The following is a 16,351-nucleotide window of genomic DNA, read 5'->3' on the forward strand; positions in this document are numbered from 1 at the left end:
TGATGTAAAGCATTACATAACATGACGGCTGAGATTCAGGCTGCTTTGACGCTCGCTTCGCTCGCGCCTTTACCAAACGACCAGTCCTTAAAAAAGATCGTTCGCGGTAATACTCTTATCGTGTTTGGTATAATCCACCGGCCTTTTGGCAAAGAAATCATCCATGGAATTGGCAAAAACCTCTTCTTCGAACCATACCATCGGACGGTATTGTTCAGGAGAAATGTTGTAACGTGGTTCCATATTGATTTTCTTCAGGCTGTCGTCAACACGGTACTTCATAAAGTTCAGAAGGTCTTCTCTGGAGAATACGCTCAGTTCACCCAGTTCGAAAATCCAGTCCAGGATTTCCCCTTCGAGTTCTACCGACTGGTCTACCAGGGTGTAAATATCTTCGATATCAGAATCGGTTAAGAGTTCCGGTTGTTCTTCACGGATTTTATTGATGAGGAAAATTCCTGCATTGGCATGAATCTGCTCATCAATGGAAGTCCAGGCGATGATATTGGAAACATTTTTCATGTACCCTTTGAAACGGGTAAAGGAAAGAATGATGGCAAACTGGGAGAAAAGGGATACGTTTTCGATCAGGATGCTGAATAATAACAGTGACGATACATATTCTTTGGGAGTGGCTGAATTCGCATGTTTCAAAACATTGGAAAGGAAATCGATCCTCTTTTTTACCGCAGGGATTTCAATGACATTTGTGAATTCTTCATTGTAACCCAAGACTTCTACAAGACGCGAATAGGCTTCCGAATGACGGAACTCACATTCTGCAAATGTGGCTCCCAGTCCATTGAATTCAGGCTTCGGAAGGTGATTGTACAGGTTGCCCCAGAAGGTTTTTACGGATACCTCAATCTGTGCAATGGCCAGAAGGGCATTTTTTACAGCATGTTTTTCATGAGGCTCCAGCTGTGAATGAAAATCCTGAACATCCGCCGTGAAGTCCACTTCCGAATGCACCCAGAAGGATTTGTTGATCGCTTCCACAAACTGAAGTACTTCAGGGTATTCAAATGGTTTATAACTTACTCTTTTATCAAAAACTCCCATACTAAACGTCTTTAAAATTTATAATCAGGACACTTTGGATGAAGTTGAGAAAATTCAATTGGCTGATTAACCGTTGTTTGCAGGGTTTTGCCCTTCTCTTACGGTGCCGCTTTATCCTTAGTTATCTATAACCACAAAGTTCTAAAAAAAGAACTGATTTTAAAAGAGGCAAATACTAAATCATTGAGTTTTAACCGTAAAAGTTTTCCACATTTGCCGGAAACTTCCTTCCCTATTGGTTTTTGGAGGAGTTGCCTTGTAAAAAGGTGTGAAATTGCAGGATTATAGTTAAACACTTTTTTTTAATTGTATGTAAATCAGTATGTAATATATTAAACGATGATTTATTACAATAAAAACAGGTTCTTGTAACAAATCCCGGGTTGCTTCTACTTATTAGGCATAAAGATATAACCACTTCATGTTAGTAATCGAAGATTTACATAAATCATATGACACCGGAAAGAGCAAGCTCCATGTGCTGAAAGGAATCAATCTTACGATTTCCGAAGGCGAGTTTGTTTCCATCATGGGGAGTTCCGGATCAGGAAAGTCAACGCTTCTGAACATCATCGGTATCCTGGATGAAAAAGATTCAGGGGTATATGAGTTGGATAATGTCCCGATTGAGCATTTATCTGAAGTGAAAGCGGCCGAATACAGAAGCCGGTTTTTAGGATTCATTTTTCAGTCTTTTAACCTGATCGGCTATAAGACCGCCCTGGATAATGTTGCCCTTCCGCTATATTACCAGAATATTCCCCGAAAAGAACGGAACCAGAAAGCAATGGAATACCTTGAAAAGGTAGGACTGGCACAATGGGCCAACCACTTGCCCAATGAACTTTCGGGTGGACAAAAACAAAGGGTGGCCATTGCCCGTGCGCTGATTACTGATCCTAAAGTGGTGCTTGCGGATGAACCGACCGGTGCATTGGATTCCAAAACTACCCACGATATCATGAAGCTTCTTCAGGACATCAATAATGAAGGTAAAACCATCATTGTAGTAACCCATGAACCCGATGTTGCCGCGCAAACCAAACGCAATGTAGTCTTAAAGGACGGTATTATAGAAAGTGATGAATTTATTGTACAGCACGTATTGTGATCGGTATTTAAATTTTAAATATGACCTATTGAAATTTTAATCTTTCAATCTTTAAATTTTTCAATATTAAATTATAAATAACATGTTTGACCTAGACCGTTGGCAGGAAATATTCAGTTCTATTCGCAGTAACGTATTGCGGACGGTACTTTCGGGCTTTACCGTGGCGCTGGGGCTGTTTATCTTCATTGTTCTTTTCGGGATCGGAACGGGGCTTCAGAATGCATTTACCCAGGGATTTACACGGGATGCGCAAAACCTCATTTCCATTTTTACCGGGAAAACTACAATCGCTTATAACGGACTGCAGTCGGACAGAACGGTAACCATGAATAATGATGACTATGATTTCCTGGTGGATACCGATAAGAAAAAGGTGGGTTATTCCACACCGAGATATACGTCCAGCCTTATGGTAAAATACGGAAAGGAAAGCGGTACGTACCAGGTGAACGGCGCAGATCCTCAGGAGCAGTTTATTGAAAACAGGAAAATCCTGGAAGGCCGTTATCTGTCACCTATTGATATAGAACGGAAGCAGAATGTTGCTGTTATCGGGAGGATGGTGCAGCGTGACCTCATTAAAAACGGAAGCCCGGTAGGAAAGGATTTAAACATCAACGGAACGATGTTCAGGGTAGTGGGTGTGTTTTCTGATGATGGAGGAGACTGGGATGAAAGGCATATTACGGTCCCCATAACTACTTTGCAGCAGATGAAGAAAGGTTCTGATACGGTAAATATGGTATATATTGCCTATGATGAGCATCTTACTCCTCAGCAGGCCATCAAATACGGGGATGAACTGAAAGAACGCCTGAAATCAAGGAAAAATGTTGCGCCTGATGATGAAAACGGAGTCAGGGTCTGGAACAATGCCCAGAACATGAATGATACCTTTACTTTTATGGCTGTGCTGACGGCTATCGTAGGGTTTATCGGGATGGGTACACTGCTGGCGGGGATAATCGGTATCAGTAACATCATGGTGTATATCGTGAAGGAGAGGACCAAGGAAATCGGGGTGAGAAAAGCGATCGGAGCCAAACCGGGAAGCATCGTGGCGCTGATTGTACAGGAAAGTGTGGTTATTACGGTGGTTTCAGGGATTGTCGGGGTAGCACTCGGCGTGCTGGCTCTGAAACTGATCGGGAACAACTTAGAAGAATATTTCATCAGGGAACCGGCGGTAGGCTGGGGAACCATCCTGATGGCTTTTATTGCTTTGATTTTTTCCGGGCTTATTGCAGGATTCGTGCCGGCATACCGGGCCTCAAGGATCAAACCGATAGAAGCTTTAAGAACAGAATAAAAAATAATAACTCATACGGCACTACAGTGAATATTTTATTTAAAAAAGATACCTGGCAGGAAATTTATTATTCATTACGGAATAATAAACTCCGGACATTCCTTACCATGATCGGTGTAGGTTGGGGGATGTTTCTGTATGTAAGCCTGCTTGGTGCTGCAAAAGGGATGGAGAATGGTTTTGATAAACTGTTTTCCGGATTTGCCACCAACTCCATATTCCTGTGGGCCCAGAATACTTCCATTCCTTATGACGGTTTTCCGAAAGGAAGGAAAGTAAACCTGCAGCTGCCGGATATGGATATGCTCAAAAGAAAGGTTCCTGAAATCGATTATATTTCCCCACAAAATTCAAGGGGAAGCTTTACCGGAACGCCTGGTGAATCCATGTCTAAGAATGGTAAAAGTGCTACCTATTCTTTAACGGGTGATTATCCGGTAGGAAATAAAATTTCAGAGAAGAAGCTTATTTTCGGAAGGTATATCAATGATGCCGATGTTTCGGAGAATAAAAATGTAGCTGTAATAGGGGAAGAAGTATACAAGAATTTTTTTGATGCTAAAAAGAAAGAAAACCCATTGGGGCAATCCATCAATATCAAAGGGATTTTCTTCAATGTGATCGGTGTGTTCAGGATTAAGAAAGGAGGAGGCTTTGAAAATGACCAGACGGTCTTCATTCCGCTTTCTACCTACACGAAAATGTACAATGCTGCTGATAAAATAGATATGTTTGCGATAGTAAGCAAGCCCAACGCCAATGTAAATGAAGTGGAAGAACGCGTCAAGCGTGAACTGAAAGCTAAAAATAAAGTATCGCCTGACGATACCAATGCTTTCGGGAGCTTTAACCTGGGAAAAGAGTTTAAAAAGCTGACTGGCTTCCTTTCCGGCATGCAGCTGCTGACGATTATCGTAGGAACTTTAACCATCCTTGCCGGAGTCATTGCGATTTCCAATATCCTGCTCATCACGGTAAAGGAGAGAACCAAAGAAATCGGGATCCGGAGAGCATTGGGAGCCAAGCCAGCTGAGGTAAGGAATCAGATCCTCCTTGAAAGTGTGGTCATTACTTTGTCTTCGGGGCTGCTCGGCTTTATTTTCGGGATTTTCACCCTGATCATTCTAAATATACTGACCCAGAACCAGGATGACTTCCCTTTTTATAACCCAACCGTTAATTATTCCAATGTGTTCGCAGCCATGGCTGTCATGGTAGTTTTAGGTTTGGTCATCGGGATGATTCCGGCTCAGCGGGCCGTAAAAATCAGGCCTATTGAGGCATTAAGAACAGAATAATACAACATTAACCGCTTAATTAAAAAGTAAACTGTACATATGAAAAAGAAATTTACCTGGAAAAAAGCTGTTTATATATTGCTGGGACTTTTACTGGCAGTAGCATTAATTGCAGGGATAAGTTATCTTGTAAAATCCAATTCCAAGCAGGCGGAAGCCTTCCTTACCCGTAAGGCTACCATCCAGAATATGGAGGATAAAGTGATGGCTACCGGAAAGATCGTTCCAAAAGAAGAGATCGAAATCAAACCGAATATTGCCGGGATCATTGATAAAATCCTGGTGGATGAAGGTGATAAAGTAACCGCGGGCCAGCTGATTGCAACGGTGAGGATTGTTCCCAACCTTGCTGAGGTGAACAATGCCCAGCAGGATGTACAGACTTCCCAGATCCAGATCAGCAACGCGAAAATGAACGTAAGCAATATGCAGAAGCAGTTTGCCATGCAGCAGAAACTTTATAGCCAGGGCGTTATTTCCCAACAGGAATACCTGAATTCCCAGCAGCAGCTGTATTCTGTGCAACAGGCACTGAAAAATGCAAATCAGCAGTTGGTTACGGCACAGAAAAGATTGCAGATAGCCAAAACAGGAGCTACACCGGAGCTTCAGGGACTGGCTACAACCCAGATCCGTTCAAAAGCTTCGGGTACCGTGCTTGAAGTTCCGGTAAAAGTAGGGAGCCAGGTTATTGAAGCCAACTCTTTCAACGCCGGAACCACCATATGTTCTATCGCTGATCTTAATTCATTGATCTTCCAGGGAGAAATTGATGAAGCCCAGGCCGGAAAACTGAAACAGGGTATGCCGATGAAAATTGTTATCGGTGCCTTGCAGAATAAAACATTCCCGGGGAAACTGACCATGATTGCTCCAAAGGGTAAGGATAATAACGGAACCATCAAATTTCCGGTAGAAGGCGATGTGTATAATCCTAACAACGAATACATCCGGGCAGGATTCTCCGCCAATGGTGAAATTGTGCTTAAGTCCCGTAAAAATGCACTGCTTTTGGACGAATCCCTGATTCAGTATGAGAAGGTGAAAGGAAAAGATAAACCTTTTGTGGAAGTGAAGCAGACAGATGGTAAGTTCAGAAAAGCTTACGTGACTTTAGGGGCAAGTGACGGTATTAATGTTGAAATCCTTTCCGGACTGTCAAAAGATGATGAGGTGAAAGTGTGGAATCCTTCAGATAAAGATAAGGAAGAGCTTAAGGAGAAGAAAAAATAATAAACGACTCTATACATTTAGATTGATCCCGGAATTTATGATTCCGGGATTTTTTTTACATTGTGCAGAATATTACAATAAGCATGTAACAACCGGCCGGATCAGAATGTCTTATCTTTAAATCTACATGATATACCATGAAAAAAGACTATTGGATTCTTTTTGTTTTTATCATCGCAAAGTTTATTCTTCAGTACGCATTGATCAGCCCTGAATATGAACTCCACAGAGATGAATACCTGCATTTGGACCAGGCCAATCATCTTGCCTGGGGATATCTGTCTGTTCCCCCTGTAACGTCATGGTTAGCCTGGATCATCAGGACGCTGGGAAATGATGTGTTTTGGGTTAAGTTTTTTCCTGCTCTGTTCGGTGCATTGACGATTGCTCTTATCTGGAAAACCGTTGAAGCGCTGAATGGAAATCTTTTTGCTAAGGTGCTTGCCTCTACAGGTATTTTATTTTCTGCCCTGCTCCGGCTGAACATGCTGTTTCAGCCTACATCACTAGAGGTGTTTCTCTGGCTGTTTTTGTACTATGCAGTAATCAAATACATCAATTCTGAAAAAATACAATGGCTGTATGTCGCAGCTGTGGTTTTTGGGATAGGAATATTGAACAAATATAATATTGCTTTTTCGGTACTCGGACTTATCCCTGCATTTCTGTTAACCGAGCACAGGAAGATATTCAGGAACCGTCATCTATATTGGGCAGCGCTTTTAGTTTTGATAATTGTTTTCCCTAATCTGTTCTGGCAGTACCGGAATAATTTTCCGGTTGTGCATCATATGAAAGAACTTTCGGAAAGTCAGTTGGTGCATGTCAGCAGAATGAATTTTCTTAAGGCACAGGTGCTGTTTTTTATAGGAAGCATTTTTTTCATTATCGCAGGTTTGGGAGCATTATTATGGTACAGGCCCTTTAAAAGATTCAGGGTTTTCTTCTGGAGCTATATCATTACGATGCTTATATTTTTATTTTTAAAAGCAAAGGATTATTATGCAATAGGGCTGTATCCGGTGTATATTGCTTTCGGTGCGGTATTTCTCAGTCATCTGTTTGATAAGGGGAAGGCCAGGTTTTTCAAACCGGTCAGTATAATGATTCCTCTGGTTTTATTTATTCCTTTGTACAGTATAGCCTTTCCAAATAAAAGTCCCGGGTATATTGTTTCTCATCAGGATCTATACAGAAAGTTCGGATTGCTTCGCTGGGAAGATGGAAATGAGCATTCTTTACCTCAGGATTTTGCCGATATGCAGGGTTGGAAAGAGCTGGCCCGAAAGGTGGATCAGGAATATGCGGGACTGTCAAAAACAGGAAGAACGATAGTGATATGTGATAATTACGGAGAGGCGGGAGCCATCAATTATTATACGACAGAAGGGATTAAAGCGGTGTCATTCAATGCGGACTATATCAATTGGTTTGACCTCAGTAAAAGGTTTAAAAATGTCATCCGGGTTAAAGAAAAGCCGGAACATGAACTTGAAGAAACCGGACCTTATTTTGAACATTCGCGCATTGCCGGTACTGTTGATAATCCTTTTGCTAGAGAAAAAGGGACAGTAATTTTCAGTTTTGAAAATTCAAAAATAGATATTCGTAAAAGAATTCAGGATGAGATTAATGAGATCAAAGGAGACTGGTAAATAGCTTTTCCATCAGAGGAGTAAAGAAATCCACAATTGAATACGGGAAATCAGAATGTGGTTATTAGTCCGGATTAATTGGTAATCAAGAATGTATCTCTCTTTGCAATTCATAAGATTTACTGATAAAGGAACAGGTTTTGCCGTTACAGCATAACCATTCACCATTTATTTATCATTATGGAAAATAAAAACTTTGATGTCATCATTATAGGAGGAAGCTATGCAGGACTCTCTGCAGGAATGGCCCTCGGCAGATCACTGAGAAATACCCTGATTATTGATGATGGCAAGCCTTGTAATATCCAGACCCCGCAGTCCCATAATTTTCTGACTCATGACGGGACTACGCCTGCGGAAATCAGCTCTGCCGCTAAGGAACAGGTGCTTAAATATGACACTATACAATTTTATGACGGGCTGGTTACCGGTATTATAAAGGATGCCGGAAGATTTGAAGTGGAAACCAAACATGGAGAAAACTTCAGTGCGAGAAAAATCATTCTGGCTACAGGAATCAAAGATATTAAACCTGATATTCCCGGATTTGAAGAGTGCTGGGGAATTTCAGTACTGCATTGCCCGTATTGCCATGGTTACGAAGTACGGGATGAAGTTACCGGAGTATTGGCCACCGGCGATGTCGCTTATGAATTTACAAAGTTGATCCATCACTGGACCAAAAAACTGACCCTGTTCACTAATGGCCCTTCGGAAATGACTACCGAACAGCAGCAGAAATTCAGGGAGAAAAATATTACGATCGTTGAAGACAGGATCAAAGCAATCCATCATGAAAACGGCTATATTCAGGAGCTTATTTTTAAAAATGGGAAAAAAGTACCCTTAAAAGCATTGTATTCCAAAATCAATATTGAACAGAATCTGGATGTCTCAGGGATTATTGCCTGTGAACTGGCAGAGCACGGGGTGGTAAAGATAGATTCTGCTCATAAAACCAGTGTGGATGGCATTTTTGCCTGTGGTGACAGTGTAACGCTGATGAGGTCGGTAGCCACAGCCATTGCCCATGGGAACATGACCGGGGCCATTGTTAATAAAGAACTGATTGAAGAAGACTTTTAATCAGTAAATATTTGGGAATTAACGTTAAAAATCATCTCTGATGATGCTGGAAGCTTACCGGAAATTCCGTACATTTGGGGTGAAAAATTCAAAATAAAGAAGTAAATGGATATTATTTTTGACCTGATTGAAAAGGAAAGACAAAGACAAACCCACGGATTGGAACTGATTGCCTCGGAAAATTTCGTTTCTGAAAATGTGATGAAAGCAGTGGGGAGTGTACTTACCAACAAATATGCTGAAGGATATCCCGGGAAAAGATATTACGGAGGATGTGAAGTAGTAGATGAGGTCGAAACATTAGCCATTAACAGAGCCAAAGAACTGTTCGGGATTGAGTATGCGAATGTGCAGCCTCATTCCGGATCCCAGGCCAATGCAGCTATTTACCTTGCGGTATTGAAGCCGGGAGATAAAATTATGGGAATGGATCTTTCCATGGGAGGGCATCTTACCCACGGTTCAGCTGTGAATTTTTCAGGGATGCAGTATGATGTAGTTTCGTATGGCGTAAACAGGGAAACAGGCCTTATCGATTATGACCAGATGAGGGAAGTAGCATTGAGAGAAAAGCCTAAGATGCTGATCGCAGGATTCTCTGCTTACTCAAGAGATCTGGATTATGCCAAGTTCAGAGAGGTTGCCGATGAAATAGGAGCCACATTGTGGGCGGATATTGCCCATCCTGCAGGTCTTGTTGCCAAAGGATTGCTGAATTCCCCGTTTGAACACTGCCACGTAGTAACCACAACCACTCATAAAACACTGAGAGGCCCGAGAGGAGGAATGATTATGATGGGAAAAGATTTTGAAAATACTTACGGACACAAAACACCTAAAGGAGAAATCAAAATGATGAGTCAGGTGTTAGACAGTTCAGTATTCCCTGGAATCCAGGGAGGCCCTCTGGAGCATGTCATCGCTGGAAAAGCAGTTGCTTTCGGTGAAGCTTTGGATGCTCAGTTTGCTACGTATGCCAAGCAGGTGAAAGATAATGCTCAGGCATTATCGAAAGCTATGATTGACAGAGGATTTGACATCGTAAGCGGCGGTACAGACAATCACCTGATGCTGGTAGATCTGAGAAATAAAGGCGTGAACGGCAAGGAAACTGAGAAAGCCCTGGTACAGGCAGATATTACCTGCAACAAAAATATGGTTCCTTTTGATGATAAATCTCCTTTTACTACATCAGGAATCAGATTGGGAACAGCAGCTATTACTACTCGTGGCCTTAAAGAAAAAGATATGGATACCATTGCCGAACTGATTTCGGAAGTTGTGGATAACATCAAAAATGAAGAGGTCCTGTCTTCAGTAAGAAAGAAAGTGAACGAACTGATGGCAGACAAAGCTTTATTTAATTACTAAAAAAATATATTAATTTTTAATATCAGAGAATGGGCATTTTGTCCATTCTTTTTTTATCTATGGAAAAGAAGTATTTTACGTATGAAGAAATAAAACAGAAACTGGTCAACTACTGCGTATATCAGGACCGCTGCCATGCGGAAGTGGAACAGAAGATGAGGGAATTTTTACTTATTGATGAAGCAAAAGAGGAAATCATCCTTTACCTGCTGAAAGAGAACTACCTTAATGAAGAGCGGTTCACCAGAAGTTATATCAGAGGAAAATTTTATATCAAGCATTGGGGTAAGAATAAAATAAAGATAAACCTCAAACAGAAACAAGTTCCTGAAAAACTGATCAATAAGTGTTTTGATGAGATTGATGAAGATGATTACAGAGCAGCAATCAAAAAAATATATGACAATTACTATTCAAAGCATACAGGTTTACAGGAATATCAGAAAAAAAGCAAAACAATAAAATATGTCATGGGGAAGGGATATGAATATGATGCTATTATCAGCTCCATAGAAGAATAGTATTATTTTTATTATGCATTAAATAGTACATGTAGGCAATCATGTAGAGTTAACAAAATCGTAATTTCATTTAGAAGCATTTAGATACAAAAAAATAATACTTTTGCTTTGAAATTATATACGATTATGAAAACAAAACTATTCTATCTGAGGAAGATACTGTTCGTATCTTTTATGCTGCTCTCACTATGGAGCTGGGGACAAAAAACCTATCAACTAATTACAGATGCTTCAGGATTAAATGCTGGAAGCAAATATCTGATAGTAAATAGGAATACTGAAGGATCAGGTTATGCTTTAAGTTCACAATCTGCAAATAACAGAGCCAGAGCGGTTGTTAATATTACTTCAGCATTACAGATTGTAACTACTCCTGCTGCTTCTACAGGTGATACTGGTGCATTTGAGATTACCTTAGGAGGTAATACTGGATCTTGGACATTATATGATCCTGTAAATCCAGGTTACTTATATGCAGCAAGCAGCAGCAGTAATTATTTAAGAACACAGAATACTTCAACTACATGGACTATTACATTTTCAAATGGTTCTGCTGTAATGACGAGCCAGACTAATGTAAGTAGAAACGTACTGATGTATAATAACTTATTTTCCTGTTATGCCTCAGGGCAGAGTCCGGTATATTTGTTTAAAGAAGTTTTATCTTCTGCAGTTCCAACTGTTACAGGTAGTAATCAAACTATAACTGTAGGTGCAGCATTTTCTTATCAGGTACAGGCAACTGAATATCCATCATCTTTTGCAATTGCAAGTGGCTCTTTGCCTTCAGGTTTGAGCATGAGCTCTTCAGGGTTAATAAGTGGAACTCCAAATGCAGTTGGTACTTCCAGTACAGGAATAACTGCCACCAATAATTTAGGTACATCTTCCCCTGCAACTTTTAATTTTGATGTACAAATGGGAAATCAAAGTATCAGTGGATTTACGGATACGTCAGTAAATTTAGGTAATGGCTCAACTATAACATTGCCGGCACAGACTGATCAGGGATTATCCATTTCATATACTTCATCAAATACTTCTATAGCTTCAATTTCAGGAAATACATTAACATTTGCGCAGCCAGGTTCTGTTAATATTACGGCTAACCAGCCCGGTAACAGTAATTATAACCCACTGAATGTTGTTAAAAATTTTACAGCAAGCAATGCATGTTTTAATGAAGATTTTTCAAGTATTACCAGCGGTAGTAATTCAAGTACCAGTGGATCAAATACCACATGGAGTGGTAATGCTAATTTCACAAGTGCAAATACTGCTTATAATGCAGGTGGTGCTGTGAGACTCGGGTCCTCAAGTTCTTCGGGATCGATGACAAGTCTTGTATTAAGCAATATTGCAGGAAATGTAACTGTTTCCTTTGGTGTGAAAGGCTGGAGCAGTGTAGAAGGAGATATAGAAGTCACTCTTGGTGGACAGACTCAGACCGTTTCATATACATCAATTATTTCAGGATCATTTCAAAATAAGTCATTAAGTTTTTCAAACATTCCGCTTGGATCAACTTTAAAAATAGCAACTACATCAGGTAGAGCATTTGTAGATAATGTAAGCATTTCATGCGGTACAGCTACAACCTGGACTGGCAGCTGGTCTAATGGCTCGCCTATAAACACCTCTATTGTAGTGATCAATGAAGATTATTCAGGAGGATCTTTTTCGTCACAATCTCTAAATGTGAGCACTACAAAAACCTTAACTATTAATTCAGGTGAAGTAGTGACTACCGGCAATACAGTAAACGACGGAATCATTGTTGTAAATAATGGAGGTAACTTTATACAAACGTCTGGATCAGTTTATTCAGGAAATGGTGTATTTACTGTAAATAAATCTGGTACAAGTGCCCAGAATAAATATGCCTTCTGGTCTTCACCGGTACTATCTCAGAACCTGTCAAACATTTATGGAGCTACTGCACCTGCATTTATTACGGAATACGATACGGCAACGGACTATTTTGTTAACGCAAGTTCAACAACTGCGGTAGCAGGTAAAGCGTACTCTATTAAAACTCCTTCAGCTAATGCATCGTTAACCTTCTCAGGGACTCCTGTAAATGATAACCAGACATTTACCTTATCTGTAGCCGGAAACGGATTTAACCTGGTTGGTAACCCATATGCATCAAACCTAGATCTTAACGCATTCTACACAGCAAACTCAGGGAAAATTTCCAACACATTCTATTTTTGGGATAATACAAGCAATTCTGTGACTACGCAAAGTGGATCTACGACAACGAACGTAGGGTATGCTACCTATAATCCGGCCTCTCAGATCTGGGTTCCTGCACCGAACATCAGTACTGTTCCTACAGTAAATACAGCAAGCATTGGTCAGGGCTTTATTGTAAAAGCTACCAATACTGCGGATACATCATTGAATTTTACCAATGCTATGAGAATTGGTAGTCAGGGAGCATACTTTAATAAATCTGCGGCTAGTGTTACGGAAGGGAAATTCTGGTTACAGTTAAGCTCTTCATATAATACTCAGAATACGTTAGCGGTAGCCTATCTGTCCCAGGCTTCCCATAATTATGATCAGTATGATTCTAAAGCAATTGCTTCAGGTTCGGATGCATTTTACACATTGGCAGATGCAGAGAGACTGGTTATTCAGGGAAAAGGAAACTTCAATATTAACGATGTAGTGCCTGTAGGGGCAAAGCATTTTGAAGGTGGTGATTTTATGATATCAATGATCAAAAAAGAAGGTTTGTTCAACAGTGGTCAGCCGGTTTATCTTCATGATAAAGTGTTGAATACCTATACCAATCTTCAGAACAACAATTATCATTTCACAGCTTCTGCAGGAGAAGTTTCAAACCGGTTTGAAATCGTTTATAAAGAACAGAATGTACTTTCTGTAAGTGATCATTCAAAAAAAGAGGCATTCGAAGTCTACAGAAACGGGGAAGAATTTGTAGTGAGAAACGATAAAAATATTCAGTCTGTCGAAGTATATGATGCGTCAGGAAGAATTATTATTCAGCTAAAGAATAATAAAACGACCGTTAATTTCAGACTGAATACTAATGGTGCCTATATTGTAAAAGCTATTTCTGAAGGTAAAGAATACAGCAGAAAAATAATTAAATAAAAATAAAATGAAAAAATTAATAATAGTAATTGTAATGGTATTTTCAGGTATTGCTTATGCACAGCAGTCTGATAACCCTTTTGTTTATGATGATATTGCAGAGGAAAAGGCGGATCCGGTTCCCGGTACGCCCGGAGATCCTGTACAGCCTGCACCTATTGATGAACATGTTCCGATTCTCTTTATTGCAGGAATAGCTACAATTATTCTTCATGCAAAAAGAAAGAAAACAATAGATGCTTGATAGCAAATAAGATAAAAAAATCCAAAGTATATAAGACTTTGGATTTTTTATTACAATTACAGATGGGTTTTTGCTAAAAATTAAATTCAATGAGTTACATGGTCTTACCTGCCACATAACAAAATAAGTGATTACTACGATTGTCAAAATGAATAATATGTTTACCTTTGTGTTCAATTATAAACCATTTGATGTTGAATGAAAAAGCTAAATGACGCTTTCAGGGCATTGTATAGGGGCGACAATCTATTGAAGATTACGGAACTGAGATATCTGCCCCGCTGGTTGGTTATTGTTATTGATGTTCTAATCGTTCTATTTTCGATATTATTAGCTTATTTCTTCTTGAAAAAGCTTCATATACGTGTTAACTATGCATCTTACAGTTTTCAGAAAAGACTTATTATTATAGCAGTAAATATCCTGTTTATGTTCATTTTTAAAACATATGCAGGGATTATACGTCATTCAACCTTTTTTGATTTCTTTAAAATATTGTTGTCTTCTGGTGCTACATTATTTACCTTATTGTTTATTAATTATTGTTTCGAACTATCAGTAGGAACATCATTATACCTTTATCCAAGCCTGTTTTTATATTTCTTTATTTCTGTTTCCATTATGTTCTTCTTCAGGATCTTTACGAAACAGTTTTTCAATATGCTGATGGATATCAAAGGGAATTCCTCCAAGATAAGGGTTGCCGTAATAGGCGTAGGAGATGTTTCTGTATCCTTGGCCAGAGCGATTGTTCATAATCCAAGCTATCCTTATCAGCTTGCCGGTTTTCTTACAAATAGATCCGATTCAAACAGAGCATTATTGTTAGGGCATAAAATTTACAATCAGGAGCAGATCCTTAGGAATGAACATCTAGTTAACCAGTTTGACGCTGTATTAATTATCAAAGAAATCATGACTAAAAGTGATCTGGAAGAGTGGATGACTTTTGCTTTAGACAGAGGCCTGAAAGTTTTAAAAGCACCTTCTCTCAGTAAGATGAGAGATTCTGACCTTGTAGGAGGGATCAGGCAACTCCAGATTGAAGACTTATTGAACCGTAAACCTATTAAAATTGAAAACGAAGAAGTAAAAAGAAGACATTTTGAAAAAAATGTTCTTGTTACCGGAGGCGCAGGTTCAATAGGAAGTGAAATCGTCCGGCAGGTAGCACAGTTTAATCCTTCATTAATTGTTGTACTAGATCAGGCAGAATCACCTCTGTATGAACTGGAACTGGAACTGCTTGAAAAATTTCCTGAGCAAAACTTTAAATTTATCCTGGCTGATATATCCAATAGTTACAGACTGGAAAAAGTATTTGAAACATATAGGTTTTCAATGGTGTACCATGCGGCAGCTTACAAACATGTACCTATTATAGAAGACAATCCTCACGAAGCTGTATTTGTCAATATATTAGGGACCAAGAATATTGCGTTGTTATCCAAAAAATATAAAGTCAATCGTTTTGTAATGGTTTCCACGGATAAGGCTGTTAATCCTACCAATGTTATGGGCGCCTCTAAAAGGGCAGCAGAGCTTTTCGTGCAATCATTACAGAATTCTGAAGGAAATGTTACCAAATTCATTACAACTCGTTTTGGTAATGTTTTAGGATCTAATGGCTCTGTGATTCCGCATTTCAGAAGGCAGATTGAAAAAGGAGGGCCTGTGACTATTACCCATCCGGACATCATCAGATACTTTATGACTATCCCGGAGGCCTGTGAATTGGTATTACAGGCGGGTACCATGGGAAATGGTGCTGAAATCTATGTATTTGATATGGGTGAGCCTGTAAAGATTCTGGATCTTGCAAAGCGTATGATCAAGCTTTCAGGATACACTCCTGATATTGATATTAAAATTACATTTGTAGGATTGCGTCCGGGAGAGAAGCTTTACGAGGAACTTTTAAGCAATAATACCACTACGATCCCTACCCATCATGATAAAATTATGATTTCCAAAGATCCGTACATGAGTTTTAATGATATTGATGTGTTGATTATCAAGATCATAACGGCAGCTGTTAAAAGAGATAAATTGGAGGTAGTCCGAATACTGAAAAATATTGTTCCAGAATTTATTAGTAATAATTCAGAGTTTGAATTGCTGGATCATCAGAAAAAAGAAAGTTTAATTGACGGGAATAGTCAATAATACTTTTTTGACATAGAATTATTTTATTTATCTATAGGATATAAATCTTTAGCAAAAATAATATGTTTTAATTTGGCATTATTTTTGCTATAAGTGGAGCGATTTATAAATTATCCTGTGTTTCTTAATTCTTTAGTGCTTATAGAAGATGTAGGCATACATTAAT

Annotated in this window: 12 protein-coding genes; 11 read left to right on the forward strand and 1 reads right to left on the reverse strand. The window is 39.4% G+C overall.

Annotation, left to right across the window (positions count from 1 at the left end):
- Positions 1-87 precede the first annotated feature (87 nt).
- Positions 88-1,062: a ribonucleotide-diphosphate reductase subunit beta gene (locus CGB83_RS16655; RefSeq protein WP_100076823.1), complete on the reverse strand. Its 975-nt coding sequence runs from the start codon at positions 1,060-1,062 to the stop codon at positions 88-90.
- 421 nt (positions 1,063-1,483) lie between these two features.
- Between CGB83_RS16655 and CGB83_RS16660 the strand changes: the two genes are divergently transcribed.
- The 11 genes from CGB83_RS16660 to CGB83_RS16710 all read left to right on the forward strand — a co-directional run bounded on the left by CGB83_RS16660 (position 1,484) and on the right by CGB83_RS16710 (position 16,185).
- The gene (locus CGB83_RS16660) at positions 1,484-2,173 is read left to right on the forward strand and encodes an ABC transporter ATP-binding protein (protein ID WP_100076824.1); all 690 of its coding nucleotides are present in this window, start codon (positions 1,484-1,486) and stop codon (positions 2,171-2,173) included.
- Between the two features lie 82 nt (positions 2,174-2,255).
- Positions 2,256-3,485, forward strand: a complete 1,230-nt coding sequence (locus CGB83_RS16665; protein ID WP_100076825.1) for an ABC transporter permease — start codon at positions 2,256-2,258, stop codon at positions 3,483-3,485.
- Between the two features lie 26 nt (positions 3,486-3,511).
- On the forward strand, positions 3,512-4,783 hold the full coding sequence (locus tag CGB83_RS16670; protein WP_172954718.1) for an ABC transporter permease: 1,272 nt from the start codon (positions 3,512-3,514) through the stop codon (positions 4,781-4,783).
- Between the two features lie 39 nt (positions 4,784-4,822).
- Positions 4,823-6,016 carry an efflux RND transporter periplasmic adaptor subunit gene (locus CGB83_RS16675; RefSeq protein ID WP_100076826.1) on the forward strand — a complete coding sequence of 398 codons (1,194 nt, stop codon included), beginning with the start codon at positions 4,823-4,825 and terminating at the stop codon, positions 6,014-6,016.
- 137 nt (positions 6,017-6,153) lie between these two features.
- A complete protein-coding gene (locus CGB83_RS16680) occupies positions 6,154-7,671 on the forward strand; it encodes a glycosyltransferase family 39 protein (protein ID WP_100076827.1) in 1,518 nt (505 codons plus the stop codon).
- Between the two features lie 180 nt (positions 7,672-7,851).
- On the forward strand, positions 7,852-8,757 hold the full coding sequence (locus tag CGB83_RS16685; RefSeq protein WP_100076828.1) for an NAD(P)/FAD-dependent oxidoreductase: 906 nt from the start codon (positions 7,852-7,854) through the stop codon (positions 8,755-8,757).
- 105 nt (positions 8,758-8,862) lie between these two features.
- Positions 8,863-10,128, forward strand: a complete 1,266-nt coding sequence (glyA, locus tag CGB83_RS16690; RefSeq protein WP_100076829.1) for a serine hydroxymethyltransferase — start codon at positions 8,863-8,865, stop codon at positions 10,126-10,128.
- Positions 10,129-10,187: 59 nt separating this feature from the next.
- Positions 10,188-10,649, forward strand: a complete 462-nt coding sequence (locus CGB83_RS16695) for a regulatory protein RecX (RefSeq protein WP_172954719.1) — start codon at positions 10,188-10,190, stop codon at positions 10,647-10,649.
- Between the two features lie 126 nt (positions 10,650-10,775).
- Positions 10,776-13,775, forward strand: coding sequence for a T9SS type A sorting domain-containing protein (locus CGB83_RS16700; RefSeq protein ID WP_100076830.1), 3,000 nt, complete (start codon positions 10,776-10,778; stop codon positions 13,773-13,775).
- Between the two features lie 7 nt (positions 13,776-13,782).
- Entirely contained in the window at positions 13,783-14,019 is a 237-nt protein-coding gene (locus CGB83_RS16705; RefSeq protein WP_157761441.1) for a hypothetical protein, read from the forward strand.
- Positions 14,020-14,217: 198 nt separating this feature from the next.
- Positions 14,218-16,185 carry a polysaccharide biosynthesis protein gene (locus CGB83_RS16710; protein ID WP_100076832.1) on the forward strand — a complete coding sequence of 656 codons (1,968 nt, stop codon included), beginning with the start codon at positions 14,218-14,220 and terminating at the stop codon, positions 16,183-16,185.
- The last annotated feature ends 166 nt before the right edge of the window (positions 16,186-16,351 follow it).

This window comes from Chryseobacterium camelliae (genome assembly GCF_002770595.1).
Lineage (GTDB): Bacteria > Bacteroidota > Bacteroidia > Flavobacteriales > Weeksellaceae > Chryseobacterium > Chryseobacterium camelliae.

What these genes read in the sequence shown, in the direction of transcription:
- CGB83_RS16655 (WP_100076823.1), bottom strand. Translation starts at nt 1,062, where the DNA reads ATGGGAGTTTTTGATAAAAGAGTAAGTTATAAACCATTTGAATACCCT.
- CGB83_RS16660 (WP_100076824.1), top strand. Translation starts at nt 1,484, where the DNA reads ATGTTAGTAATCGAAGATTTACATAAATCATATGACACCGGAAAGAGC.
- CGB83_RS16665 (WP_100076825.1), top strand. Translation starts at nt 2,256, where the DNA reads ATGTTTGACCTAGACCGTTGGCAGGAAATATTCAGTTCTATTCGCAGT.
- CGB83_RS16675 (WP_100076826.1), top strand. Translation starts at nt 4,823, where the DNA reads ATGAAAAAGAAATTTACCTGGAAAAAAGCTGTTTATATATTGCTGGGA.
- CGB83_RS16680 (WP_100076827.1), top strand. Translation starts at nt 6,154, where the DNA reads ATGAAAAAAGACTATTGGATTCTTTTTGTTTTTATCATCGCAAAGTTT.
- CGB83_RS16685 (WP_100076828.1), top strand. Translation starts at nt 7,852, where the DNA reads ATGGAAAATAAAAACTTTGATGTCATCATTATAGGAGGAAGCTATGCA.
- glyA (WP_100076829.1), top strand. Translation starts at nt 8,863, where the DNA reads ATGGATATTATTTTTGACCTGATTGAAAAGGAAAGACAAAGACAAACC.
- CGB83_RS16695 (WP_172954719.1), top strand. Translation starts at nt 10,188, where the DNA reads ATGGAAAAGAAGTATTTTACGTATGAAGAAATAAAACAGAAACTGGTC.
- CGB83_RS16700 (WP_100076830.1), top strand. Translation starts at nt 10,776, where the DNA reads ATGAAAACAAAACTATTCTATCTGAGGAAGATACTGTTCGTATCTTTT.
- CGB83_RS16705 (WP_157761441.1), top strand. Translation starts at nt 13,783, where the DNA reads ATGAAAAAATTAATAATAGTAATTGTAATGGTATTTTCAGGTATTGCT.
- CGB83_RS16710 (WP_100076832.1), top strand. Translation starts at nt 14,218, where the DNA reads ATGAAAAAGCTAAATGACGCTTTCAGGGCATTGTATAGGGGCGACAAT.